The 23,211-nt window shown below is 67.4% G+C and carries 21 protein-coding genes and 1 tRNA gene; 6 read left to right on the top strand and 16 right to left on the bottom strand.

The features are described from left to right. Positions 1-37: 37 nt before the first annotated feature. The gene (locus tag AC23D6_RS13655) at positions 38-2,416 is read right to left on the bottom strand and encodes a penicillin acylase family protein (protein WP_487749782.1); all 2,379 of its coding nucleotides are present in this window, start codon (positions 2,414-2,416) and stop codon (positions 38-40) included. Between the two features lie 153 nt (positions 2,417-2,569). On the opposite strand from AC23D6_RS13655, the gene bfr reads away from it, so the two are divergent. Then, positions 2,570-3,055, top strand: a complete 486-nt coding sequence (gene bfr, locus AC23D6_RS13650; protein WP_487749781.1) for a bacterioferritin — start codon at positions 2,570-2,572, stop codon at positions 3,053-3,055. A 78-nt stretch (positions 3,056-3,133) separates the two neighbouring features. On the opposite strand, the gene AC23D6_RS13645 is transcribed toward bfr, so the two are convergent. From AC23D6_RS13645 to AC23D6_RS13630, 4 genes are all read right to left on the bottom strand, one after another. Continuing rightward, on the bottom strand, positions 3,134-3,790 hold the full coding sequence (locus tag AC23D6_RS13645) for a thiopurine S-methyltransferase (protein ID WP_487749780.1): 657 nt from the start codon (positions 3,788-3,790) through the stop codon (positions 3,134-3,136). A gap of 124 nt (positions 3,791-3,914) precedes the next feature. Beyond that, positions 3,915-6,158: a DNA topoisomerase IV subunit A gene (gene parC / locus AC23D6_RS13640; protein WP_487749779.1), complete on the bottom strand. Its 2,244-nt coding sequence runs from the start codon at positions 6,156-6,158 to the stop codon at positions 3,915-3,917. A gap of 56 nt (positions 6,159-6,214) precedes the next feature. After that, positions 6,215-8,032, bottom strand: a complete 1,818-nt coding sequence (locus AC23D6_RS13635) for an SLC13 family permease (protein WP_487749778.1) — start codon at positions 8,030-8,032, stop codon at positions 6,215-6,217. 133 nt (positions 8,033-8,165) lie between these two features. Further along, a tRNA-Leu gene (locus AC23D6_RS13630) sits at positions 8,166-8,250 on the bottom strand. A 243-nt stretch (positions 8,251-8,493) separates the two neighbouring features. Here AC23D6_RS13630 and rnr point away from each other — a divergent pair. From rnr to AC23D6_RS13610, 4 genes are all read left to right on the top strand, one after another. Continuing rightward, positions 8,494-10,812 carry a ribonuclease R gene (gene rnr / locus AC23D6_RS13625; RefSeq protein ID WP_487752640.1) on the top strand — a complete coding sequence of 773 codons (2,319 nt, stop codon included), beginning with the start codon at positions 8,494-8,496 and terminating at the stop codon, positions 10,810-10,812. A gap of 139 nt (positions 10,813-10,951) precedes the next feature. Further along, the gene (locus AC23D6_RS13620; protein WP_487749777.1) at positions 10,952-11,425 is read left to right on the top strand and encodes a GFA family protein; all 474 of its coding nucleotides are present in this window, start codon (positions 10,952-10,954) and stop codon (positions 11,423-11,425) included. Positions 11,426-11,476: 51 nt separating this feature from the next. Next, positions 11,477-12,220, top strand: a complete 744-nt coding sequence (rlmB, locus tag AC23D6_RS13615; protein ID WP_487749776.1) for a 23S rRNA (guanosine(2251)-2'-O)-methyltransferase RlmB — start codon at positions 11,477-11,479, stop codon at positions 12,218-12,220. Between the two features lie 9 nt (positions 12,221-12,229). After that, complete coding sequence (locus tag AC23D6_RS13610) at positions 12,230-13,420, top strand: P1 family peptidase (protein WP_487749775.1); 1,191 nt, start codon at positions 12,230-12,232, stop codon at positions 13,418-13,420. A gap of 11 nt (positions 13,421-13,431) precedes the next feature. On the opposite strand, the gene AC23D6_RS13605 is transcribed toward AC23D6_RS13610, so the two are convergent. Then, the gene (locus AC23D6_RS13605; RefSeq protein ID WP_487749774.1) at positions 13,432-13,968 is read right to left on the bottom strand and encodes a helix-turn-helix domain-containing protein; all 537 of its coding nucleotides are present in this window, start codon (positions 13,966-13,968) and stop codon (positions 13,432-13,434) included. Between the two features lie 108 nt (positions 13,969-14,076). On the opposite strand from AC23D6_RS13605, the gene rhtA reads away from it, so the two are divergent. Beyond that, complete coding sequence (gene rhtA / locus AC23D6_RS13600; RefSeq protein ID WP_487749773.1) at positions 14,077-14,967, top strand: threonine/homoserine exporter RhtA; 891 nt, start codon at positions 14,077-14,079, stop codon at positions 14,965-14,967. Position 14,968: 1 nt separating this feature from the next. On the opposite strand, the gene AC23D6_RS13595 is transcribed toward rhtA, so the two are convergent. The 10 genes from AC23D6_RS13595 to pstS form a co-directional block, all read right to left on the bottom strand. Then, positions 14,969-15,469 carry an O-acetyl-ADP-ribose deacetylase gene (locus tag AC23D6_RS13595; protein ID WP_487749772.1) on the bottom strand — a complete coding sequence of 167 codons (501 nt, stop codon included), beginning with the start codon at positions 15,467-15,469 and terminating at the stop codon, positions 14,969-14,971. Between the two features lie 22 nt (positions 15,470-15,491). Then, the gene (rnt, locus tag AC23D6_RS13590) at positions 15,492-16,121 is read right to left on the bottom strand and encodes a ribonuclease T (RefSeq protein WP_487749771.1); all 630 of its coding nucleotides are present in this window, start codon (positions 16,119-16,121) and stop codon (positions 15,492-15,494) included. A 207-nt stretch (positions 16,122-16,328) separates the two neighbouring features. After that, the gene (locus tag AC23D6_RS13585) at positions 16,329-17,081 is read right to left on the bottom strand and encodes an HvfC family RiPP maturation protein (RefSeq protein ID WP_487749770.1); all 753 of its coding nucleotides are present in this window, start codon (positions 17,079-17,081) and stop codon (positions 16,329-16,331) included. Continuing rightward, positions 17,074-17,925, bottom strand: a complete 852-nt coding sequence (locus AC23D6_RS13580; RefSeq protein WP_487749769.1) for an HvfB family MNIO-type RiPP peptide maturase — start codon at positions 17,923-17,925, stop codon at positions 17,074-17,076. The genes AC23D6_RS13585 and AC23D6_RS13580 overlap by 8 nt, the downstream gene beginning before the upstream one ends. A gap of 49 nt (positions 17,926-17,974) precedes the next feature. Further along, entirely contained in the window at positions 17,975-18,385 is a 411-nt protein-coding gene (locus tag AC23D6_RS13575; protein ID WP_435305457.1) for an HvfA family oxazolone/thioamide-modified RiPP metallophore, read from the bottom strand. A 146-nt stretch (positions 18,386-18,531) separates the two neighbouring features. Continuing rightward, positions 18,532-19,242 (bottom strand): phosphate signaling complex protein PhoU, encoded by a 711-nt coding sequence (gene phoU / locus AC23D6_RS13570; protein WP_487749768.1) that lies wholly within the window; start codon positions 19,240-19,242, stop codon positions 18,532-18,534. 8 nt (positions 19,243-19,250) lie between these two features. Beyond that, complete coding sequence (gene pstB, locus AC23D6_RS13565; RefSeq protein ID WP_487749767.1) at positions 19,251-20,069, bottom strand: phosphate ABC transporter ATP-binding protein PstB; 819 nt, start codon at positions 20,067-20,069, stop codon at positions 19,251-19,253. Beyond that, positions 20,062-20,913, bottom strand: coding sequence for a phosphate ABC transporter permease PstA (gene pstA, locus AC23D6_RS13560; RefSeq protein WP_487749766.1), 852 nt, complete (start codon positions 20,911-20,913; stop codon positions 20,062-20,064). The genes pstB and pstA overlap by 8 nt, the downstream gene beginning before the upstream one ends. Position 20,914: 1 nt before the next feature. Beyond that, on the bottom strand, positions 20,915-21,886 hold the full coding sequence (gene pstC / locus AC23D6_RS13555; protein WP_487749765.1) for a phosphate ABC transporter permease subunit PstC: 972 nt from the start codon (positions 21,884-21,886) through the stop codon (positions 20,915-20,917). Between the two features lie 110 nt (positions 21,887-21,996). Then, positions 21,997-23,091 carry a phosphate ABC transporter substrate-binding protein PstS gene (gene pstS / locus AC23D6_RS13550; protein WP_487749764.1) on the bottom strand — a complete coding sequence of 365 codons (1,095 nt, stop codon included), beginning with the start codon at positions 23,089-23,091 and terminating at the stop codon, positions 21,997-21,999. Positions 23,092-23,211 lie beyond the last annotated feature (120 nt).

Raw genomic sequence — 23,211 nt, 5'->3', positions numbered from 1 at the left:
TCTTCTCCCCATCGCATCCCATGGGGAGCAAGGCGCATCACGGACGCAGCGTGAGCGTATGCGTGGCAGGCCCCGGCAGGAACGGCGTCGGTCGACCATGCACCCAGTCGTCGTGGCCGGCGCCCCAGAACGGCGACATCGGGTGGCCGCTCTGGCCGCCGGGCATATGGATGATGCCGTCGGCCTCATGGCCGGGCGACACCACCATGCGTTCGGATGCGCCGAAGGACGGGCCTTGCACGCGCGGCATGGCGCCATCCCCGGCGAGCGGTTCCCCCGGCATGCAGAGGCGCGGTTTCAGGAAGGCGGGCAGGGCATTGGCCAGCGGATGGCAGATCTTCGCCGTGTTGCGTTCGCCCCAGCGGCGCTCCGCGAGCGGTCCCTGGCCGGTGAGATCGTCGCGCACTTCCTTCGCAGCATCCTCCAGCAGCGCGTCCCAGGTGGCGTAGCGGCGCGACAGCAGGTGCGCCGGGCGCTGTTCGAGCAGCGGCCACACCACGCCTTCCAGCTGCGGCAGGTCGGGCATGATGAAGGCGTCGCCCAGCGCCGCCTGCGCGGGCGCGGTGAGGCCGTCGGCCACGCGCGCATGCACGGCCAGGCGCCAGGCGCGGACCAGCCGGTAGCTGACCGAATCGATGTTGGCGGTGCCATCCCAGGTCTTACCGGCGTCGGCGAGCGCCTTAAGAGAGGCGTTCGCCGGCCGCTTCTTCGCTTCGGCCTGCAGCAGCGTCCACCAGCGCTCCAGGAACAACGCGCGATCGTCGAGCTGGATCGCCAGCAGGTCCTTTTCGGTAAAGCGGTCTTTCGCCATCAGCCCATCGCGGATCTGCTTCGCACGCGCGCCCAGCGCGTAGCCGCCATCGCCGACGCGGGCCAATGCCGCGCCGTCCAGCACGCGCGCATTGGCAGTCCAGAGCCGGTGGCTTTCGGGCGACGTCAGCACCGGCGAGAGCTGGTAGGACAGATCCCAGGGCTTGCAGGTGGCGGCGTCGCTGGCGGGCGCCTCGGTGGCAACCCCGTCGAGGCCGTGCACGCAGGCACCGGCACGCGAAGGCAGCGGGCCGAGGATGCGCCAGGCAATCCGGCCATTGCGATCGGCGACGACCAAATTCTGCGCCGGCGTGGCCGTACGTTGGGCGACGGCGAGCGCGGCGGACAGGTCGTCGGCGCGCGCGAGTTCGGACAGGCCGAAGTTCAACGCGCCGGGCAACTGCGCCACCCAGCGCAACGCCAGTGCGGGGCGTTCGCCCTTGGCCGGATGCACGACGGGACCATGGCGGGTGTCGAGCACCTCGAACGCCACGTCTTCGCCGCCCGCCACCTTGATGGTCTCCGCATGGCGCTCGACGGCGTCGCAGCCCGTCGTCGCGGCGCCCTTGCAAGGGTTCACCGGATACCAGTCCGCCGTATCCGCGTAGCTGTTGGTGAAGCCCCAGGCCACGTGTCCGTTGCTGCCCACAATGATCGCGGGCAGACCCGGCAGGCTGAAGCCGGACACGTCGACCTTGCCGCCCGGCGCATGCGGGTCCGGATAGCGCAGCCGCACGCGGAACCAGATGCCGGGCGCGCGCAGGCCCAGATGCATGTCGTCGGCGACGATGGCGCGGCCATCGGCGGTCAGCGCGCCGGCGACCGCCCAGTTGTTGCTTCCCGGCGTGCCCTTGTCGGCCAGGCGCTGGTGTGAATCCGTCTTCGGCATGGGCAGCGTGCGCAGGTCCACCTGGCTGGCGTCAGGCAGGGGCGCGTTGCCACGCGGTTCGCCGAACAGGGGCGCGTCCCATTCGGTGCCGTCGTGCGCGAGCAGATCGTAGAGGCCCTGCGGTACGTGCTGGCGGATCTGCCACAGGCCCAGTTCGCGTACGTTCTGCGCGTCCTGCAGATCGAAGTACATCGCGTAACCGGTCAGCGCCGAATCCAGCACGTCCCATTCGCGTGGCTCCTGCCGCAGCAGCAGGTAGGGCCAGGGTCGCGCGCGCAGATTGCCGAGGCCGGCGTTCACGCCATCGGCATAGGCTTGCAGCTGCGGCATGCGGTTGCCGGCGAAGGCGTCCAGGTGCTCGCTCAGGCGCGCGCGCATGCGGTGCACGCGGCGCTCCTTGTCCAGGTCGACGGCGATGGGGCCGAACAGCTCCGCCAGCTCGCCCGCCGAACTGCGGCGCATCAGATCCATCTCGAAATAGCGCTCCTGCGCGTGCACGTAGCCGAGTGCGCGGACCGCGTCAGCCTCGCTGGCGGCGTCGATGGTGACCACGCCCAGCGCGTCGCGCTGCACGCTGGCCGGCGCCGACAGGCCGGCCAGGCCGGCCTCGCCGTCCAGCCGGGCCAGGCTTCCCCGCAACATCCACCATGCGACCAGCACCACGACCACGATCAGGGCCAACAGCAGCAGCGCGATGCGCCGGGTCCACTTCAGCATTGCGGGTCCTGAGGGTAGGGGCGGGCGGGGCGATTATTCCATGGAAGCGATGACGGTCCATGCCGCGATGCGACGACGAACGCGACTGATTCCGATTCGGTCGCCGGCCCGGAGGATCGGGCATCCTGTGCGCCTCGTTACAGGAGCCGCCCCATGAAAGGCCACCCCGACGTCATCGACTACCTCAAGTTCCTGTTGCGCGGCGAGCTGGCCGCGCGAGACCAGTACTTCATCCATTCGCGGCGTTACGAGGACCAGGGCCTGAAGGCGCTGTTCCACCGCATCGACCACGAAATGCAGGAAGAGACCCAGCATGCCGACGCGCTGCTGCGCCGCATCCTGTTCCTCGAGGGCGACCCGGACATGCGCCCGGAAGCCTTCATCGCCGGCACGACGGTCGAAGAGATGCTCCAGCGCGACCTTGAGGTCGAGTACGCGGTGCGCGCCAATTTGGCCAAGGGCGTCGCCCTGTGCGAACAGCATGGCGACTACGTGACGCGCGAGATCCTGCTGACCCAGTTGCAGGACACCGAGGAAGACCATGCGCACTGGCTGGAGCAGCAACTCGGCCTGATCAAGCGGCTCGGCATCGAGCTGTACCTGACCTCGAAGCTGGACGGCGAAGCCGTCGCCGAATAAGTGCTCACGTAGCGCCGAGCTTGCTTGGCTTCGCACGCCGCGAGCATCCGCTGTCCCTGCTGGAAATCAGGCTCCGCTCTACGAACGGCGCAGGCGGTAGACCGCCGTTTCCAGTGCGCTCAGGCCTTCCTCGCGGAAGCGTGGCTCCTGGTCCAAGATGTCGCGCCGTTCCAGCAACGTATGTCGCCACGGTGCGGCGAACAACGCTTCGACCTCGGGCTGCTCCACTGAAAACGGCGGGCCGGCCTTCTCGGCCTGTGGGTACTCCAGCGTGATCAGCAGCCCCTGGCAGCCGGCAGGCAGTGACACGTACACCGTGTCGCGATAACGCAGGCGCAGGTGGGGCGGCAGCGCGATCAGGGCGGCGCGGTCGTAGACGCCGGCCACGTCGGCGAGCAGCGCCGGATCCACGCCGAAAGCATCGCCCAGGATGATCTCCACCGGCCCAGCGCTGAAGTGCTCGCCGTAGCGGCTCGTGGTCCGCACCGGCTCCAGTCCGGCTTCTTCGAAGAACTGCGTCACCGCCAGTGGCGACAGTTCCACACCGAGCACGCGATGGCCTTGAGCAGCCAGCCAGTGCATGTCCAGCGACTTGCCGCACAGCGGCACCAGCACGCGCGCCTCCGACGGCAGTTGCAGCGACGGCCAGTGCTTCTCCAGCAGCGGCATCACGTCGCTGCGATGGAAGCCGATCTGGCCTTCCTGCCACTTCTGCAACCAGAAATCGGCATCCATCGACGAATCCTTCAGAGGTAAGGGTGAACTACGGGACGTCCAGTCCGTCGACCCTCTGCTGCGCCCCTTTGAAGCCAGGGACGGCGGCGATCATGAGCGCGCCGCAGCGCGCCCATGCGGTGAACTACTGGACTTCGAGTCCGTCGACCTTCTGCCAACCCCGCGGCAACAACCCGCCCCGCGTCGCCCGCGCGCCGAGGTACTCGTCCAGATCCTTGAACGACAGGCTCATCGTGCGCTGTCCGCTCTTCACCAGCAGCGTGCTGCCCGGCGTAACGGCCGCGATGGCCACCACGCGCTCGGTGCCGAGTTTGGCCTTCGGGATTTCGATGATCTTGTTGCCCTTGCCCTTGTCCAGTTCCGGCAGATCGCTGACCGGGAACGCGAGCAAATGGCCCGCGCTGGTGACGGCGACGATGCGGTCGGTCTCGGTGTTGGCCACCTGCGCGGGCTGCAACACGCTCGCGCCCACCGTGAGGTTGAGCATCGCCTTGCCCGCCTTCTGGCGGCCGGTGAGGTTTTCGAAGCGGGTGACGAAGCCGTAACCGTGCGAGGACGCCAGCACGAAGCGGCTGTCGTTGTCGCCGCTGGCCAAGGCCTGGAACGATGCGCCGGCGGCCGGCGAGAAGCGCCCGGTCAGCGGTTCGCCGTTGCCGCGGGCGGAGGGCAGCGTGTGCACGGCGGTGGAGTAGCTGCGGCCCTCGGAGTCGAGGAAGGCCACCTGCTGCGTGCTGCGCGAGCGCACCGCCGACAGCAGGCCGTCGCCGTCGCGGTAGGAGAGCGTGGCGGCATCCACCTCGTGGCCCTTGGCGGCGCGGATCCAGCCCTTCTCCGACAGCACGACGGTCATCGGTTCGCTGGCCACCAACTCGGTCTCGTCCAGCGCCTGCGCGGCGTCGCGCTGCACCAGAGGCGACAGGCGCGCGTCGCCGAATTTCTTGGCGTCGGCGGTCAGTTCGTCCTTGATCAGCTTCTTCAGTTTCGCCTTCGATTCCAGAATGCCGGCGATCTTCTCGCGCTCGGCCTGCAACTCCTCCTGCTCCCCGCGGATCTTCATCTCTTCGAGGCGTGCGAGCTGGCGCAGCTTGGTCTCGAGAATATAGTCGGCCTGCTCCTCGCTCAGCTTGAAGCGGGCGATCAGCGCGGCCTTCGGCTCGTCCTCGGTGCGGATGATGCGGATCACTTCATCCAGGTTGAGGAACGCGACCAGCAGGCCTTCCAACAGGTGCAGGCGGCGCTCGACCTTCTCCAGCCGGTGTTTCAAACGGCGCGTCACGGTGTCGCTGCGGAACGCCAGCCATTCCGTCAGGAACATCTTCAGGTTCTTGACCTGCGGGCGGCCGTCCAGCCCGATGATGTTGAGGTTGACCCGGTAGCTCTTCTCCAGGTCGGTGGTGGCGAACAGGTGGCCCATCAGTTGTTCGGCATCCACGCGGTTGGAGCGCGGGATCAGCACCACGCGCACCGGGTTGGCGTGGTCGGATTCGTCGCGGATGTCCTCCAGCCACGGCAGCTTCTTGGCGCGCATCTGTGCGGCGATCTGCTCGATCACCTTGGAAGGCGACACCTGGTAGGGCAGCGCGTCGATCACGATGTTGGCGTTGTCCTTGCGCCACACGGCGCGTGCGCGGACGCTGCCGGTGCCGTTCTCGTACATCGCGCGCAGGTCCGACGCCGCGGTGATGATTTCCGCCTTGGTCGGGTAGTCCGGGCCGCGCACGTGTTCGCACAGGTCGGCGACGGTGGCGTCCGGATCGTCGATCAGGCGGATGCACGCGCTGACGATCTCGTTGAGGTTGTGCGGCGGTACGTCGGTCGCCATGCCCACGGCGATGCCGGTGGTGCCGTTGAGCAGCAGGTGCGGCAGGCGCGCGGGCAGCCAGGTAGGCTCTTCCAGCGTGCCGTCGAAGTTCGCCGCCCAGTCCACGGTGCCCTGCCCAAGTTCGCCCAGCAGTACTTCGGCGATGGGGGTCAGCTTCGATTCGGTATAGCGCATGGCCGCGAAGGACTTCGGGTCGTCCGGCGAGCCGAAGTTGCCCTGGCCCTCGATCAGCGGATAGCGGTACGAGAACGGCTGCGCCATCAGCACCAGCGCTTCGTAGCACGCGCTGTCGCCATGCGGGTGGTATTTACCGATCACGTCGCCCACGGTGCGCGCGGATTTTTTCGGCTTGGCGCCCGCGTTGAGGCCCAACTCGCTCATCGAATAGACGATGCGCCGCTGGACCGGCTTCAATCCGTCGCCGATGAAGGGCAGGGCGCGATCGAGCACGACGTACATCGAATAGTCGAGGTAGGCGCGTTCGGCGTACTCGCGCAACGGGATCTGTTCGAACCCGTGGAAGGTGGGGCGGATCGTTTCGGTCATTGCGGGCGTGCGGTCTGCGGGTCGGAAATCCCCTCCATTCTACCCGCGGGCACGTCTCACCCCGCGATATTGGGCAGCAGCGGGCCATCCAGCCATAGCCAGCGCGCGAGCCAGGCCGTGGTAAAGGCGATCGCCAGGGTGAGGGGGATGCCCACCCGCAGGAAATCCGCGAAGGTGTAGCGGCCCGGGTTGAGGATCAGCAGGTTGCCGTGGTGGCCGATCGGGGTCAGGAAGGACGCCACCGCGCCCATGGCGGTGCAGACGACGAAGGGGACTGGGTTAAGTCCCAATCCGGTCGCGAGGGCGAGCGCGATCGGCGCCAGCAGCACGGTGGTGGCGGCATCGGATAGGATCTGCGTGAGCAGCGCAGCCGTGCCGAACATCACCAGCAACAGCGCGAGGGGCGTCCAGTGCGCGGCGTGGCGCATCAGCAGATCGGCGACCAGCCCGGCCGTGCCGGTCTTTTCCATGGCGATACCCAGCGGAATCACGCCGCCGATCATCACGAAGATGCGCACGTCGATTTCCTGGTAGGCGCGCTCGATGTCGACGCAGCGGGTCAGCACCATGGCCACCGCGCCGGCCAGGAAGGCGATGTGCGGCGCCAAGGTTTCGGTGGCCGCGGCCGCCACCGCCGCGACCATGACCGCGAGGGCGATCGGAGCGCGACGCCGCGATTTCTCCTCGCCGCCGAAGGGCACGAGCATCAGGAAACCGTGGTGCGCCGCCAGGGGTTCGAAATTCTGCGGTTGCCCCCACAGCACCAGCAGGTCGCCTTCCTGGAGCACCATTTCCGAAAGCTCGCCGTGCAGCCAGCCTTCGCGTCGCCATAGGCCGACGACGACCACGCCGAGATTCCTCAGAAAGTCGATGTCGGCGACGCTGCGGCCGATGAACTCGGAGTGCGGGGCGACGACGGCCTGTACCAGCCGTTCCTCGCCCAACGCCTCGCTCTTGCCGTCCTCGTGCTTGTCGCCGTATTTCGCCACGGCATGCAGTGCCAGCCCGGGCTCGTCGCGGATGGAGGCGATCTCGTCCGGCGAGGCGCGCACCAGCAGTACGTCGCCGGCTGCCAGCAGGCTGTCGAGGCGCTGGTTGCGCCGGCGCATGCCATGGCGCAACCAGTCCACCACCTGCAGGCGACCTTCGTAGGTCTGCGCGAATTCGCCGCGCGGCTTGCCGATCCACGGGGAATCCTCTTCCACCAGCAACTCGGTGTAGTAGCGATCCAGCTTCAGGTAATCGCCTTGCGGCGTTTCACCCTCGCGCCTGGGCACCAGCCAGCGCCCCAGCAGCATGTAGACCGTTCCGAGCACGACCAGCGCGATGCCGATGGGCGTGACCGCGAAGAGGTCGAGCGCAGGCAATCCAGCGCGCTTGATCAGATCGTTCGACAGCAGGAAGGCCGGGGCGCTGAACAGCGTCAGCGTGGTGCCCAGAGACGCTGCCAGCGACATCGGCATCAGCAGGCGCGATGCCGCAAGCTTCTGCTCTCGTGCGATGCGCATCAGGATCGGCAGCATCATCGCCGTGACCATCACGTGATGCGAGAACGCGGCAAGCGCGGCCGTGGCGGGCATCACCACTGCGATCGTGCGCCACTCGCTGCCGCCGGCCGCGCGGCCGATGCCCGCGCCGATGCGTTCGGTGATGCCGGTGGCCGACAGGCCTGCGGACAGCACGAACACGGCGGCGACGATGATCGCCGGCTCGCTGGCGAAGCCGGACAGCGCTTCCTTCGGGCCGAGGATGCCGGTCAGCGTGAGCGCCAGCAACGCCAGCAGCGCGACCAGGTCGACGCGCAGTTTCTCGCTGACGAACAGACCCAGGGTGACCGCCAGGATGGCGAGAAACAGGATCTGCTGGAACTCCATGCGCGCCCCCGGGCGATAGAACGTCGTGCGTGTGTCGCGGAGCCTAGCGTGGGCGGCGTGATGAGGCGTGATCGCATGCGGACACGTCCCCGGAAACGAAAAACCCCCGCTTGCGCGAGGGTTTCGTTATGCGTGGTGCCCAGGAGAGGACTCGAACCTCCACGGTTTTACCCGCTAGTACCTGAAACTAGTGCGTCTACCAATTCCGCCACCTGGGCAGGTAAGCGAGGCGCGCATTTTGAGGATAGGGCGGGGGAATGTCAACGGGTGTCTTCGCGCGGCGTTGTTCAGGCGGGGTGTACGATGCACGGATGACCAAGAAGAACACGACTGGCGGCGGCAACAAGCCCGCCGCGAACGCGAAGGCCGGTGCGAAACCGGCGTCCCGAAATGCGCCCAAGGCCGGTGGCAAGTCCGCCGGCAAGCCGGGCAAACCCGCCAAGAAGAGCCTGCCGCCCTGGATGCCGGATCTGCCATCCGCCCCGCGCGGCGGTCGCAAGCCGTCGCCCGCGTCGGCTCCGATGCCACGCCGGGCGCCGTCGCCCGGCCGCTTCGTCGACCCGCATGCGCAGCGCGAAGCGCAGCGCTACGACCAGCCCATCGCCAGCCGGGAGGCCATTCTGGCCTTTCTTGAAGCGGCCGAGGGGCCGCAGACGGCGGAAGAGATCGCCGGCCCGCTGGGTCTCGACGCGCCCGACCGCTTCGACGCCCTGTCCAAGCGGCTCGGCGCCATGGTCCGCGACGGCCAGCTCGTGCAGAACCGCCGCGGCGGCTTCGCTCCGGTGCAACAGACCGACCTGATCGCCGGCACGGTGATCGCCAATCCGGACGGCTTCGGTTTCCTGCGGCCGGACACGGGCGGTGGCGATGATCTGTTCCTGCCGCCTTACGAGATGCGCAAGGTGATGCACGGCGACCGCGCCCTGGCCAACGTCACCGGCATCGACCGTCGCGGCCGCCGGGAGGGCAGCATCGCGCGCGTCCTGGAGCGCGGCGTCACCCGCCTGATCGGCCGCTTCGGGTTCGAAGTCGGCATTGCCTACGTCGCACCGGACGACAAGCGCATCCAGCGCAACGTGCAGATCCCGCAGGATGCCACCGGTGGTGCGCGCGACGGCCAGCTCGTCGTCGTCGAACTGACCCAGGCCCCGGACGCACGCCGCCCGCCCATCGGCAAGGTGATCGCCGTGCTCGGCGACAGCCTGACGCCGTCGCTGGTGGTCGAGGCCGCCATCCACGGCCACAACCTGCCGCACGAGTTCCCGCAGGACGTGCTCGACGAAGCCACCGCTGTGCCGCTGGTCGTGGAGCCGGCGATGATCGGCGACCGTGTCGACCTGCGGTCCACGCCGCTGGTCACGATCGACGGCGAGGACGCGAAGGATTTCGACGATGCGGTCTACTGCGAACCCACTCGCGACGGCTTCCGCCTGATCGTCGCCATCGCCGACGTGTCGCACTACGTCTGCCCCGGCACGCCGCTGGACGACGAGGCGCAGAAGCGCGCGACGTCTGTCTACTTCCCCGGTTACGTGGTGCCGATGCTGCCGGAGACGCTCTCCAACGGCATCTGCTCGCTGAACCCGAAAGTCGATCGCATGACCTTCGTCTGCGACATGCAGGTCAACCGCGAGGGTGAAGTCACCAGTTCGACGTTCTACGAGGCGGTGATGAACTCGCATGCGCGCCTGACCTACACGCAGGTGTGGAAGGCGGTCGGCGAGAACGACGAAGAAACCCGCGCGCAGATCGCCCCGGTGCTGCCGCACGTCGAACGCCTGTATCAGCTCTATCACGTACTCGCGAAGGCGCGCACGCAGCGCGGTTCGATCGAATTCGAAAGCTCCGAAGTGCGCTTCGTGCTGGACAATCGCGGCGAAGTGACGCAGGCCGGCATGCTGGTGCGCAACGATGCGCACAAGCTGATCGAGGAATGCATGATCGCGGCGAACGTGCAGGCCGCCCGCTATCTGTTGAAGGCGCACATCCCGGCGCCGTACCGCATCCACGAGAAGCCACCCGAAACCAAGTACATGGACCTGCTGGAATTCCTCAAGGAGTTCAAGCTGTCGATGCCGTCGTGGGGCAAGGTGCAGCCGAAGGATTTCACCCACCTGCTGAAGAAAGTGCGTGAGCGGCCCGACGCGGCGCTGCTGGAGTCGGTGCTGCTGCGCAGCCAGAGCCTGGCGGTGTATTCGCCGGACAACGTGGGCCACTTCGGCCTGGCGCTTGAGGCCTATGCGCACTTCACCTCGCCGATCCGCCGTTATCCTGACCTGCTGGTGCACCGCGCGATCAAGCACGGGCTGACGAAGAAAAAGCCCGATGCCTTCCTTTATGCGCCGCGCGACATGGCCGCGCTGGCGCTCCAGTGCTCCGAACGCGAGCGCCGCGCCGACGAGGCCGAGCGCGAGGTGGATGAGCGCTTCCGCGCCGCGTGGATGGAGAAGCACGTCGGTGGCCAGTTCGACGGCGTCATCAGCGGCGTGACCAGCTTCGGCCTGTTCGTCGAGCTGGACCAGTCCAAGGTCAACGGCCTGGTCCACGTGACCCAACTGCCGCACGACTACTACCACTTCGATCCGATGCGGAAGACGCTGTCCGGCGAGCGCCGTGGCCTGCAGTTCCGCCTCGGAGACCGGGTGCGCATCATCGTGCTGAAGGCCAGTCTGGAGGAGCGCAAGATCGACTTCCGTTTAGTCGAAGACAAGACTGATACGGGGGCTCCGCCTCCGCCGCCGCGCGGGCAGCCGGCGAAGCGCAAGAAACAGAAGTACTGAGTACCCCGGCCCGTCGTCCCAGCGAACGCTGGGACCCACTTTGATTCTGCTTTGCGCGTGGGTTGCGGCGGCAGACGCAACATGGATCCCGGCCTTCGCCGGGATGACGATCAGGATTTTTCACCCAACCGGAGTCTCCATGTCTCCCGACATCCACACCGGCGGCTGCCAATGCGGGGCGATCCGCTTCCGCATCACCGGCGACCTCACGGATGCCTCCATCTGCCATTGCCGCATGTGCCAGAAAGCGTTCGGCACGTACTACGCACCGCTGGTATCAACGCGCGGCGCACGACTGGAATGGACGCGCGGCGAACCCAAGCGCTTCCAGTCGTCGAATGTCGTCCGTCGTGGCTTCTGCAGCGACTGCGGCACGCCGCTGACCTATGAAGCACCGGACGGCGTGGCCGTGGCGGCGGGCGCGTTCGACGAGCCCGGTGGTCTGGCGCCATGGGTGCAGTACGGCGTGGAGGGCAAGCTGCCGTTCGTGGATGGCCTGCCGGCGCTGCCGCAACGGCGCACCGAAGAGGACGAGGCCGCCGCCGCGTTCCTCGTCGGCGTGGTCTCCTTCCAGCACCCGGACCACGACACGCCGGCCTGGCCGCCACGCTGAACGGCGGGTCGGTGCGATAATGCCGGCCTTTCCAGGGCGGCCGTACAGCGCATGAGCAAGCAGAACCAGTGGATCGTCGGCGTCAACGCGGTGGCGTCGGCCATCGAGAACGATGCCGACAACGTGCGCGAGGTGCTGGTCGAAGGCGGCAGCAAGAACGCGCGCCTGACCGAGATCGAAGAGAACGCGCGCCGCAAGGGCATCGACGTGCGCCGCGTGACCGGACAGGCACTGGATGGCGTGGCCGGTTCGCTGCGCCACCAGGGCGTTGCCGCGCGCTATGCCGCGGCGAAGACCTGGGATGAGGGCGAGCTGCAGGGCCTGGTCGAGGCCGCCGAAGGCAAGGCGCTGGTGCTGGTGCTGGACGGCGTGCAGGACCCGCACAACCTCGGCGCCTGCCTGCGCAGCGCCGCAGCGGCCGGCGTCACCGCGGTGGTGATCCCCAAGGACAAGTCGGTGGGCGTGAATGCCACCGTGCGCAAGACCTCGGCCGGAGCGGCCGACACCATCCCGGTGGTGCAGGTCACCAACCTGTCGCGCTGCCTACGCGACCTGCAACAACTCGGCGTGTGGATCTACGGCCTCGCGGGCGAGGCGGAGGCGTCGTTGTACTCGCTCGATCTGCGCGGCAACGTGGCGCTGGTGCTGGGGGGCGAAGCCGACGGCCTGCGCCGGTTGACGCGTGAGAACTGCGACGGCCTGGTGAAGATCCCGATGCCGGGCGAGATCGAGAGCCTCAACGTGTCGGTCGCCGCCGGCATCACCCTATTCGAAGCCGTCCGCCAACGCCAATAAGGACGCCGCATGCCCGGCACACCGCACCGTTCCCTGTACCGGCTCGCGGCGCTGCTGCTGGCAGTCCTATCCGCCACCGCCGCCGCACAGGAGGCTCCGCGCGTACGCGCGCGTGACCTCGGCGTTGCGCCGGGCATTTTCGCCACCGGCACGCACAACGCCATCACCGATGTCGGCGGCGTACGCGTGGGGCAGGTAACCCTGGTGGAAGGCAATAGCGTGCGCACCGGCGTCACCGCCATCCTGCCGCATCCGGGCAATGCCTACCGCTCTCGCGTGCCCGCGGCGGTGCATGTCGGAAATGGCTTCGGCAAGTTCATCGGCAGCACGCAGGTGAGCGAGCTCGGTGAACTCGAAACGCCCATCCTGCTGACCTGCACCTTGTGCGTATGGAAAGCCGCCGATGCGATGGCGGCGTGGATGCTCGAACGCCCCGACATGCAGCAGGTGCGGTCGATCAACGTCGTCGTGGGCGAGACCAACGACGGTGGACTCAACGATATCCGCGCGCGGCCAGTCACGGCCGAAGCGGTGCGACGCGCACTGGAGACGGCGAGCGACGGTCCGGTGCGCGAAGGCAGCGTGGGCGCGGGCACCGGTACGGTCGCGTTCGGCTGGAAGGGCGGCATCGGCACGTCCTCGCGCAAGCTGCCCGACAGCTTGGGCGGCTGGACGGTGGGCGTGCTGGTGCAAGCCAACTTCGGCGGCGTGCTGCAGGTGTCGGGCGCACCGGTGGGTCGCGAACTGGAGCGCTATGCCTTCCAGAACGCGGTCGCACAGGCGCATGCCGGGCGCGGACCGGCGGAAGATCGCGGCGACGGTTCCATCATCATCGTCATCGCTACTGATGCACCGCTCGGCGATCGCAACCTGCGCCGGCTGGCCTCGCGCGGCATGATGGGATTAGGCCGTACCGGCAGCGCGGCGTCCAACGGCAGCGGCGACTACATCATCGCGTTCTCCACGGCGGAATCCGTCCGGCGTGCCTTCGACGCGCCGCGCCTGGAGACGACCGAACTGGCGAACGAGCAGACCAGCGCGGTCTTCCAGGCCAGCGTGGATGCGGTCGAGGAGGCGATCTACAACGCACTGTTCATGGCCACCACCGTGAGCGGGAACGGCCAGACCGTCGAGGCGATTCCACTGGATCGCGTGCGCGCCGTCCTGCGTCGCCACGGCATCGCGCCGCCGGCGAAGTAGGCCACTACAGACTAGTGCACGACGTTGCGGATGAAGCGCAGCGGCGTGTCGCCGCCGTTGCGGTAGGCGTAGTCGCGGTCGCTGGGAAAGACGAAGAAGTCGCCGGCGTCGACGGTCTGTTCGCCCTCGGGCAGCTCGACCACCAGTTGCCCTTCGATGACGAAGAACATCTCGTGCCAGCCGGCCGGATCCGCGCCGCAGGTGTAGCGGTCGCCGGGCATCAGTGTCCACGCCCACAGTTCGACATCGTGCGACGCGGGCGCGGTGGCCAGCAGCACCGCCCGCGATCCCGGTGTGCGCCCCTGCCAGGCGAGGGCTTCGATGCGGCGCAGGTCGTTGGCGGGGGCCTTCACCAGGTCGGCGAAGCTCACCTGCAATGCTTCGGCGATCCGGTCCAGGGTGTTCAGGCTGACATTGGCGTCGCCGGACTCGATGCCCACCAGCATCCGCCGACTGACGTCGGCCGCTTCGGCCAGGGCCTGCTGGCTGAGGCCGGCGGCGGCCCGCAGGCGACGGACGTTCTCGGCCACATGTTCAAGTACGCTCATCGTCGGAGTTGCGCAATATATTGCGCATAGGCTAAGCTTCGATTGCGCAATATAGTGCGCAAAGCCCTTGTCCCACAAGCGCACGTCCCCGCCGTGCAGGTGTTCCTCATGCAATCCCTGTCCCGTTCCCATGCTGCTTCGCCGTGGCAGCCCATCGCGCTGTTGCTGGTCGCGATGGTCTCCATCCAGTCCGGCGCCGCGCTGGCCAAGCATCTGTTCCCGGCCGTCGGTGCGTCCGGTGCCACCGCGTTACGTCTCGCGCTGGCGACGCTGATGCTGGTGGCGGTGTTCCGGCCGTGGCGCATGCGCGTGGAGCGGCACCAGTGGCCCGCGCTGCTCGCGTACGGTGTCTCGCTGGGCCTGATGAACCTGATGTTTTACAAGGCGCTGGAAACCGTGCCGTTGGGCATCGCCATCGCGCTGGAATTCACCGGTCCGCTGGCCGTAGCGCTGTTCGGGTCCCGCCATCTGCGCGACGTGGTCTGGGTGGCGCTGGCCGTGTTGGGCCTGGTGCTGCTGGTGCCGGAGCAGGGCCCGCAGGGGCTGGATCCTGTCGGCGTGGCTTATGCGCTGGGTGCGGGTGCCTGCTGGGCGCTGTACATCGTGTTCGGGCAAAAGGCCGGCAGCGACCATGGGCCGCAGACCGTGGCGCTCGGTAGTTGCATCGCCGCCGCGGTCGCGGTGCCGTTCGGCGTGGCGCATGCAGGCGCGGCCTTGCTGTCGCCCGCCCTGCTGCCGATCGCCTTCGGCGTGGCCCTGCTGTCGACGGCGCTGCCCTACAGCCTGGAAATGGTGGCGCTGACCAAACTGCCGACGCGCACATTCGGCATGCTGATGAGCCTGGAACCGGCGATCGGCGCGCTATGCGGCTTGCTGTTCCTGCACGAGCGGCTGTCGGTGCTGCAGTGGCTTGCGATCGCCGCGATCATCGTCGCGTCAGCCGGTGCGGCGATGACTTCGCGCTCCCCGGTGAAGACCGCGGCCAACGGCGAGGCGTAGTTCAGGCGAGCAAGGCGCGGTAGTGCGCCAGGTCTTCCGAAGAGAAGCAGCAGAACACCACGTCGGGCGGCGCCGCCGATCCAGCCAGCACGTCGCGGACCGTATCGACCGCGACGCGCGCGGCCGCCTCTGCGGGGTAGCCAAATATGCCGGTACTGATGCAGGGAAAGGCGATGCTCAGAAGGCCGTGCTTGTCCGCCAGCGCCAGGCTGTTGCGGTAGCACGCGACGAGCAGATCCTGCTCGCCCTGGTCGCCGCCACGCGATACCGGGCCGACGGTATGGATCACATGGCGTGCCGGTAGCCGGTATCCCTTCGTGATCTTCGCTTCACCGGTCTTGCAACCGCCGAGCAGCCGGCATTCGTGCACGAGGTCCGGACCCGCCGCGCGATGGATCGCGCCATCGACCCCGCCGCCGCCGAGCAGCGAGGAGTTCGCGGCATTGACGATGGCGTCGACGTCCAGCGTCGTGATGTCAGCTTGTAATGCGGTCAATCGCATGAGGGCATGCTCACGCGCGATCTCAGCCTGGCGGCCGCGGCCACGCGTTGGCGATCGTGCAGAAAAGGCGCGCGGTCTGCTCCGCGTCGTAGACGGCGGAGTGGGCGTCCTCGGCATTCCAGTCGAAGCCGGCGGCAGCCACGGCACGGGCGAGTACGGTCTGGCCGTACGCCACGCCGGCCAGCGTCACCGTGTCGAACACGCTGAAGGGATGGAACGGGTTGCGCTTGTGGCCGACGCGTGCGACGGCGGCATTGAGGAAATTCAGATCGAAGTGGGCGTTGTGGCCCACCAGGATCGCGCGCTGGCAACCGTGCTTCTTCACGGCGGCGCGCACCGGCGCGAACACGTGGTCCAGCGCCTCCTTCTCGTGCTTGGCGAAACGGAACGGATGGTCCAGGTCAATGCCGGTGACCTCGAGCGACTTGGGATCGATCTCCAGGCCGGGCGCCGGATGCAGGTGCACGCTGGACGTGGTGCCGGGCACGAGCAAGCCGTTTTCGTCCAGATCGAGCGGCACGGCAGCCAGTTCGAGCAGGGCGTGGCGGTTCCAGTCGAAGCCGCCCGTTTCCACGTCGACCACCACGGGCAGGTAACCGCGGAAGCGGTGGGCCATGGGGGTGATGCGGAGGGGCTCGGCGACGTTTTCCATGCGGAAAGGGTAGCAGAGGGCGAGGGCGCTTCCCCGGCTGAAAGCCCACCGGGAACCCGTTCCGTTGTAGGAGCGACGTAAGTCGCGACCGTCAGCCTGCCGCCCAGTGACAATGAATGCGCTGCACGAAGGGACGCGATGTCTCCGCTCTCGGCGTGCGACGGTCTCGTGGTTGCTCAATCCGTGCGGTCGCGACTCACGTCGCTCCTATAGTACAGGCGGGACGGTGCCAAGGAGCGTGCCTTCCTGACGCATGCGCGCGAGCATCGCGGTGCCCTGTTCGATGAAGGCGGGGGCGTCGTCGACGCCCGCTTCGTCGGCCAGCTGGCGGAGCGTTTCCGCGCCGGTGCGCTGTCCCTCGCCGAGCAGTTCGATCAGCCGGTAGACGAGGGGCGAGAGGGCGGAGAAGCGGACCTGATGATCGTCGCCACGCCGCACCAGCAGGCAGGTCGGTGCCTCCGGCGGTGAAGTAGGGCGGTAGTCCGGCCCGATGCGATGCACCGGCCACTGATACGCCAGCGCCCACGCGAACGGCGACACCACGGGAACGCCTGCGAGCAGATTGCCATCCGGGTCGTGCGGCGGCACGGCGTCGTCGGCGATCTGCAGGGCCAGTTCCACCCATTCGTAATGCGCCAGCTCGCGCAGCCACGGCGTATCGGGATCAGGTGCGCGACCTTCAAGGAAGCGGATGAATTCGCGCGCCACTTCCGGAAACAGTGGCGTGTGGCTGCGGTGGTTCGCGTAGAAGTCGCGCACGAGCCGGCGCCATGCATCATCGCCCAAGGTCTTGCGGATCACCGGGAAATTGCCCGCCAGCAAGCCCTCGATGTTGTTGAAGAACAGGTCGCGGTAGATCGCCAGCCGCCGTTCCTCGATCCCGGGCGGCGGCGGATGCGTCGACGGGTCACGCAGGTGCCGCGACAACGCGAACTGCTGGTCTTGCAGGCGCTCAGCCATGGGTGGCGCGCGCGGTCGCGCCGGCATGCGGCGCTTGCAGGTCGCGGATGCGCTGCACTTCCGCGGCCAGTTCGGCCAACGGCGGGAAGTTGAAGTCACGCTCGAGCAGGGTCGGCCGTACGCCATGGGTGGCGTAGGCCAGCGACAGTAGCGACCACACGTCGTCCTTCACCGGCGCACCGTGCGTATCGACCTTCAGGTCGTCGGCTTCGTCGTAGTGCCCGGCGATGTGGTACGAGGCGATCCGCGCCGATGGCATGCGGGCCAGGAACGCGCGCGCGTCGTAACCGTGGTTGATGGCGTTGACGAAGATGTTGTTGACGTCGAGCAACAGGTCGCAGTCGGCCTCGTCGAGGACCGCGCCGATGAAATCGGCTTCCGCCATCGCCTGGTAGGGCGCGGCGTAGTAGGAGACGTTCTCCACCGCGATGCGTCGGCCCAGCGCGTCCTGCGCCTGGCGGATGCGTGCGGCGACGTGGTGGACCGCTTCTTCGGTGAACGGGATCGGCATCAGGTCGTACAGGTGCCCGTCGTCGGCGCAGTAGCTCAGGTGTTCGCTGTACAACGCGACCTCGTGTTGGTCGAGGAACCGGCGCGTGCGTGCGAGGAAGGTATCGTCCAGCGGCGCCATGCCGCCCAACGACAACGACAGGCCGTGACAGGTGAGCGGATGTCGCGCCGACAGCGCGCGCAATGCCTCCCCGTAACGGCCACCCACCCCGATCCAGTTGTCGGGCGCGCATTCGAGGAAATCGAACGCGCCCGCAGGCGCAGCCAACAGATCGTCGAGCAGCGCGCGGCGCAGGCCGAGGCCGGCCGATGCAGTGGGGAGGGGCGTGGTCATCCGGTGGATGCCGCAGGCCCCGGCTCAGCCGGGGCCCGAGGCCATGGGCTTACTTGTCGCCGGTCTTCTTGTCGCCGCCGCACTTGCCCTCGCCGCACTTGCCTTCACCGCACTTGCCCTCGGCGCCCTTGGCGCCGGCGTGGGCCTTGTGCTCGGCCGCGTCGATGAAGCCGTCCTTGTTGGTGTCGATGCCGGCGAAGTCGGCCGCCTTGTCCGGATGGGCAGCGGCGAACTCGGCCTGCGAGACCTTGCCGTCCTTGTCGGTGTCGGCCTTGGCCATGCCGCACTTGCCCTCACCGCATTTGCCTTCACCGCACTTGCCTTCGCCCGCCTTCGCGGCTTCGGGTGCGGCAAGCAGGTAACCCTGCGCCAGCGGTTCCATCGCGAAGCTCGAGCCGGCCAGCAGGATGCCGCCGGCCAGCGCAACGGCGACGGCGGCGGGTTTGGTGGTCTTGGACATCTGTTCTCTCCCAGGGCGTGCGGGGAATCCGCACCAGCGTGGCGCGATTGTAGCCGCGAGACGTTAGCGCGCCGTCTGCGAGGGGCCCTGAACCGACAAGCCCCGCCGGAGCGGGGCTTGTCGCATGTTGCGGTGCGGCGCGTGGATCAGACGGCGCCGGTGGTGCTGGTGTCGTCGCGCTTGGCGCGCGGCGGCAGCGGCTGTTCGCCATGGACCAAGAACCACACGTTCTCGGCGATGTTCGTCGCGTGGTCGCCGATGCGCTCCAGGTTCTTCGCCATGAACAGCAGGTGCGTGCACGGCGTGATATTGCGCGGGTCTTCCATCATGTAGGTCAGCAGTTCGCGGAACAGCGCGGTGTAATGCGCGTCCAGCTCGGCATCGCGCTCGCGCACCTGCACGGCCTGTTCGGCGTCGCCATTCTGGTAAGCGACCAGCACATCGCGGACCTGGCGGGCGGCGAGCCTGCCGAGCGCGCGCAACCCGGTGATCTGCGGCATCGGCGGCGAGACGTTCAGGGCGATGGAGCGCTTGGCGACGTTGGCCGCGTAATCGCCGATGCGTTCGATGTCGGCGGGGATGCGCAGGCCGGCGAGGATCTCGCGCAGGTCGCGCGCCATCGGGCCACGCAGCGCCAGGTGCATCACGTCATGGCTGACCTGGTGCTCGATAGCGTCGATGGCTTCGTCGTTGGCGATGATGCGCTGGGCGGCCTTGTCGTCGCGGCGTTCGACCACGTCCAGCGCGGCCTCCAGCTGGGCGACGGCGGTTTCGCCCATGCGGACGATCTCCGCCACGATGCGGCGCTGTTCTTCGTCGTAGCTCTTCACGATATGGTCGTTGGGTTGGGTATTCATGGGCGTCCTCAGCCGAAACGTCCGGTGATGTAGTCTTCGGTCTGCTGCTTGCCGGGGTTGGAGAAGATCGTCGACGTGGCGTCGTGTTCGACCAGCTCGCCCAGGTACATGAAGGCCGTGTAGTCCGACACGCGCGCCGCCTGCTGCATGTTGTGCGTCACGATGGCGATGGTGTACTGGTGCTTCAGTTCTTCGATCAGCTGTTCGATCTTGCTGGTCGAAATCGGGTCCAGCGCCGAGGTAGGCTCGTCCAGCAGGATTACGTCCGGACGCAGGGCGACGGCACGCGCGATGCACAGGCGCTGTTGCTGGCCGCCAGAGAGTCCCAGCGCGCTCTGCTTCAGCTTGTCCTTGGCTTCTTCCCAAAGCGCGGCCTGGCGCAGCGCCTGTTCGACGCGCACGTCCATGTCGGCCTTGTTGAGGCGTTCGTGGTGGCGGATGCCGTAGGCGACGTTTTCGTAGATCGTCATCGGGAACGGCACGGGCTTCTGGAAAACCATGCCCACCTTGCTCCGCAGGCGGTTCATCGGGTACTTGGCATCCAGGATGTTCTCGCCGTCCAGCAACACTTCGCCCTTGGCGTGCAGCTTCGGGTAGAGCGAGTAGATGCGGTTGAAGACGCGCAGCAGGGTGGACTTGCCGCAGCCGGACGGACCGATCAGCGCGGTAACGCGCTTTTCCGGAATCTCCAGGTTGATGTTCTTCAGCGCATGAAAATCGCCGTAGTAGAAATCCAGGCCCTTGGCGGCCAGCTTCACGCTGGCGGGCGCGGCGTGTTCGTCGTGGCGCTGCGGCGTCACCACGGCAATGCGGGCGGCGTCATTCATGGGTCACCTTGTTTCGAAGAAGGATGGTGCGGGCGATCAAGCTGAGGATCAGCACCAGGGCGGTCACGAGGAAGGCGCCGGCCCAGGCCAGCGAGTTCCAGGAGTCGTACGGGCTCATCGCGTACTGGAAGATGACCATCGGCAGGTTGGCCATCGACTGGTTGAGATCCGTGCTCCAGAACTGGTTGTTGAAGGCGGTGAACAGCAGCGGCGCGGTTTCGCCGCTGATGCGCGCCAGCGCCAGCAGGATGCCGGTGACGATGCCCGGCAGCGCCGAACGCATCAGCACCTGGGTGGTGACCTTCCACTGCGGCACGCCCAGCGACAGCGCGGCCTCACGCATCTGCTGCGGCACCAGGCGGAGCATTTCGTCGGTGGTACGCACGATCACCGGCAGCGCGATGAATGCCAGCGCGACCGCACCGGCCCATGCCGAGTAGTGGCCCATCTGCGCCACCATCACGGTGTAGATGAAGAGGCCCAGCACGATGGACGGCGCCGACAGCAGGATGTCGTTGACGAAGCGGACGGTCTCGCCCAGCCAGTGCTTGTTGGCGTACTCGGCCAGGTAAGTGCCGGCGGCGATACCGATCGGCGTACCCAACACGATGGCCAGCAGGCTGATCACCACGCTGCCGAACAGCGCATTCGCCAGGCCGCCCGGTTCGTTCGGCGGCGGCGTCATCTGGGTGAACAGGTCCAGGTTCAGACTGCCCATGCCCTTGGTGATCGTCGTCCAGAGGATCCAGACCAGCCACATCAGACCGAACAGGGCGGCGGCGATGGACAGCGTCAGGGCCACGCCGTTCTTGACCTTGCGCCAGGTGTAGAGGGACGTGGACATATCAGTTGCCCTCCCGCTTGGCCAGTTGGCGCAGCATCAGGCGCGCGATCGCCAGCACGATGAAGGTCAGCACGAACAGCGTGAAGCCCAGCAGCAACAGCGAACCCTTGTGCAGCGGGTCGGTGGCTTCGGCGAACTCGTTGGCGATCGTCGCGGCGATCGAAGTGCCCGGTTCCAGCAGGGCGAGACTGATGGCATAGGCGTTGCCGATCACGAAGGTGACCGCCATCGTTTCGCCGAGCGCGCGGCCCAGGCCGAGGAACACGCCGCCGATCACCGCCGAGCGGGTATAGGGCAGGACGATGTCCCAGACCACTTCCCACTTGGTCGAGCCCAGCGCGTAGGCCGATTCCTTCAGGCGCCCCGGCACGGTCAGGAAGACTTCGCGCATCACCGACGAGATGAAGGGGATCACCATGATCGCCAACACCAGGCCGGCGGTCATCATGCCGATGCCCAGCGGCGGACCGGACAGCAGCACGCCGACCAGCGGCAGCTGGCCGAGGTTGTCGTTGATCCAGGGGTAGACGTGTTCGCTCAGCTGCGGCGCCAGCACGAACAGGCCCCACATGCCGTAGATGATCGAGGGAATGCCGGCCAGCAGTTCGATGGCCATGCCGACCGGGCCGCGCAGCCAGGCCGGTGCGACTTCGGTGAGGAACACCGCGATGCCGAAGCTCACCGGCACCGCGATCAGCATGGCGATGCCGGCGCTGACCAGCGTGCCGAAGATCGGCACCAGTGCGCCGAATTCGCGCGTGCCGACGTTCCACTCGGTGCTGGTGAAGAACCCCAGGCCGAAGGTCTGCAGGGCTTCGCGGCCACCCCACAGCATCGACAAGGCGGCGGCGATCAGCGAGACCAGGACGAACAGGCCGGCACCGGTCAGCGTGAGCCGGAACAGCCTGTCGGCGCGCGCGTCTTTCGCAGTGCGCACGTCCGTCAGGGAAGCGGGGAGGGCAGTGGCGTTCATGCAACCCGAAGGGTGGGGGAGGGCGGTAGGGCGGTCTGGCTAGTGCACGGGTACGTCGTTACCGCGTGATGACACCGGGCCGCCCATCACGGCGGCCCGGTGCGGACGACTCAGAGCTTGATCTCGGTGCTCCAGTACTGCTCGATCTGGCCGACCAGTTCAGGCGGCAGCGGCACGTAGTCCAGTTCGTTCGCCTGCGCCTGGCCCTGTTCGTACGCCCACTTGAAGAAATCCAGTGTGTGCTTGGCCTTCGCGGCGTCCTTCGGCTGCTTGTAGACCAGGATGAAGTTGGTGGCGGTGATCGGCCACGCCTGCTCGCCCGGCGCGTTGGTGATGACGAGATTGAAGTCCTTCGCATTAGCCCAGTCGGCGCTGGCCGCGGCGGCAGCGAAGCTCTCGGCGGTGGGCAGCACGAACTGGCCGGCCGCGTTCTGCAGCGAGGCGTAAGACATCTTGTTCTGCTCGGCATAGGCCAGTTCGACGTAGCCGATGGAGCCCTTCAGCTGGCGCACGTAGGCAGCCACGCCTTCGTTGCCCTTGCCGCCGACGCCGCCCGGCCAGTTGACGCTGGTGCCTTCGCCGACCTTGCTCTTCCACTCCGGGCTGACCTTGGACAGGTAGTTGACGAAGTTGAAGGTGGTGCCCGACCCATCGGAACGGTGCACGGTGTTGATCTTGCCGGTCGGCAGGGTGACGCCCGGGTTCAACGCGACGATGGCCGGGTCGTTCCAGGTGGTGATCTTGTGCAGGAAGATGTCCGCCAGCACGGTGCCGTTGAGCTTCAGCTGGCCCGGCTGCAGGCCTTCCACATTGATGACGGGGACCACGCCGCCGATCACCGACGGGAACTGGCCCAAGCCGGCCTGCGCCAGTTCTTCCGGCGACAGCGGCTTGTCGGAGGAACCGAAGTCGACCGTCGCGGCCTTGATCTGCGCGATGCCGCCGCCGGAACCGATCGACTGATAGTTGATCTTCGCGCCGGTGGCCTTGTTGTAGTCCGTGGACCAGCGTGCCATCAGCGGATAGATGAAGGACGCGCCGGCGCCGGTGATCTCGGCCGAGATCTTCTGCGCGCCCTCCGCGGTCGCGGCGGCGCCTTCGGTACCCGCGGTCGCAGCCGGAGCATCGGTCTTTCCGCCACAGGCAGCGGCGAACAAGGCGGTGGCCAGGGCCAGCGTGGCCAGGCGGGCATTACGGACGTGCATGGGCGCTCCAGACGGGTCGTTTGTGATCCACGCTATGAAATGATGTTTTTGTTACGGCTTGATGACATGTGCGTCTCGGGGTGTCATGCGACAGCTGGGGAGACAAAAGAAAGCGGGCCC

The sequence above is a fragment of the Pseudoxanthomonas sp. G3 genome (assembly GCF_057654715.1).
Note: the sequence above shows the minus strand (reverse complement) of the source record. Positions and strands in the feature narration are given on the sequence as shown.

Excerpts from the sequence above, each read along its gene's own strand:
- AC23D6_RS13580 (WP_487749769.1), bottom strand. The coding sequence starts at position 17,925 with ATGACCACGCCCCTCCCCACTGCATCGGCCGGCCTCGGCCTGCGCCGC.
- AC23D6_RS13635 (WP_487749778.1), bottom strand. The coding sequence starts at position 8,032 with ATGGAGTTCCAGCAGATCCTGTTTCTCGCCATCCTGGCGGTCACCCTG.
- AC23D6_RS13620 (WP_487749777.1), top strand. The coding sequence starts at position 10,952 with ATGTCTCCCGACATCCACACCGGCGGCTGCCAATGCGGGGCGATCCGC.
- AC23D6_RS13575 (WP_435305457.1), bottom strand. The coding sequence starts at position 18,385 with ATGTCCAAGACCACCAAACCCGCCGCCGTCGCCGTTGCGCTGGCCGGC.
- AC23D6_RS13605 (WP_487749774.1), bottom strand. The coding sequence starts at position 13,968 with ATGAGCGTACTTGAACATGTGGCCGAGAACGTCCGTCGCCTGCGGGCC.
- rnt (WP_487749771.1), bottom strand. The coding sequence starts at position 16,121 with ATGGAAAACGTCGCCGAGCCCCTCCGCATCACCCCCATGGCCCACCGC.
- pstA (WP_487749766.1), bottom strand. The coding sequence starts at position 20,913 with ATGTCCACGTCCCTCTACACCTGGCGCAAGGTCAAGAACGGCGTGGCC.
- pstS (WP_487749764.1), bottom strand. The coding sequence starts at position 23,091 with ATGCACGTCCGTAATGCCCGCCTGGCCACGCTGGCCCTGGCCACCGCC.
- pstB (WP_487749767.1), bottom strand. The coding sequence starts at position 20,069 with ATGAATGACGCCGCCCGCATTGCCGTGGTGACGCCGCAGCGCCACGAC.
- phoU (WP_487749768.1), bottom strand. The coding sequence starts at position 19,242 with ATGAATACCCAACCCAACGACCATATCGTGAAGAGCTACGACGAAGAA.
- AC23D6_RS13645 (WP_487749780.1), bottom strand. The coding sequence starts at position 3,790 with ATGGATGCCGATTTCTGGTTGCAGAAGTGGCAGGAAGGCCAGATCGGC.
- parC (WP_487749779.1), bottom strand. The coding sequence starts at position 6,158 with ATGACCGAAACGATCCGCCCCACCTTCCACGGGTTCGAACAGATCCCG.
- rnr (WP_487752640.1), top strand. The coding sequence starts at position 8,494 with ATGCCGGATCTGCCATCCGCCCCGCGCGGCGGTCGCAAGCCGTCGCCC.
- rlmB (WP_487749776.1), top strand. The coding sequence starts at position 11,477 with ATGAGCAAGCAGAACCAGTGGATCGTCGGCGTCAACGCGGTGGCGTCG.
- pstC (WP_487749765.1), bottom strand. The coding sequence starts at position 21,886 with ATGAACGCCACTGCCCTCCCCGCTTCCCTGACGGACGTGCGCACTGCG.
- AC23D6_RS13655 (WP_487749782.1), bottom strand. The coding sequence starts at position 2,416 with ATGCTGAAGTGGACCCGGCGCATCGCGCTGCTGCTGTTGGCCCTGATC.
- AC23D6_RS13610 (WP_487749775.1), top strand. The coding sequence starts at position 12,230 with ATGCCCGGCACACCGCACCGTTCCCTGTACCGGCTCGCGGCGCTGCTG.
- AC23D6_RS13595 (WP_487749772.1), bottom strand. The coding sequence starts at position 15,469 with ATGCGATTGACCGCATTACAAGCTGACATCACGACGCTGGACGTCGAC.
- rhtA (WP_487749773.1), top strand. The coding sequence starts at position 14,077 with ATGCAATCCCTGTCCCGTTCCCATGCTGCTTCGCCGTGGCAGCCCATC.
- AC23D6_RS13585 (WP_487749770.1), bottom strand. The coding sequence starts at position 17,081 with ATGGCTGAGCGCCTGCAAGACCAGCAGTTCGCGTTGTCGCGGCACCTG.
- bfr (WP_487749781.1), top strand. The coding sequence starts at position 2,570 with ATGAAAGGCCACCCCGACGTCATCGACTACCTCAAGTTCCTGTTGCGC.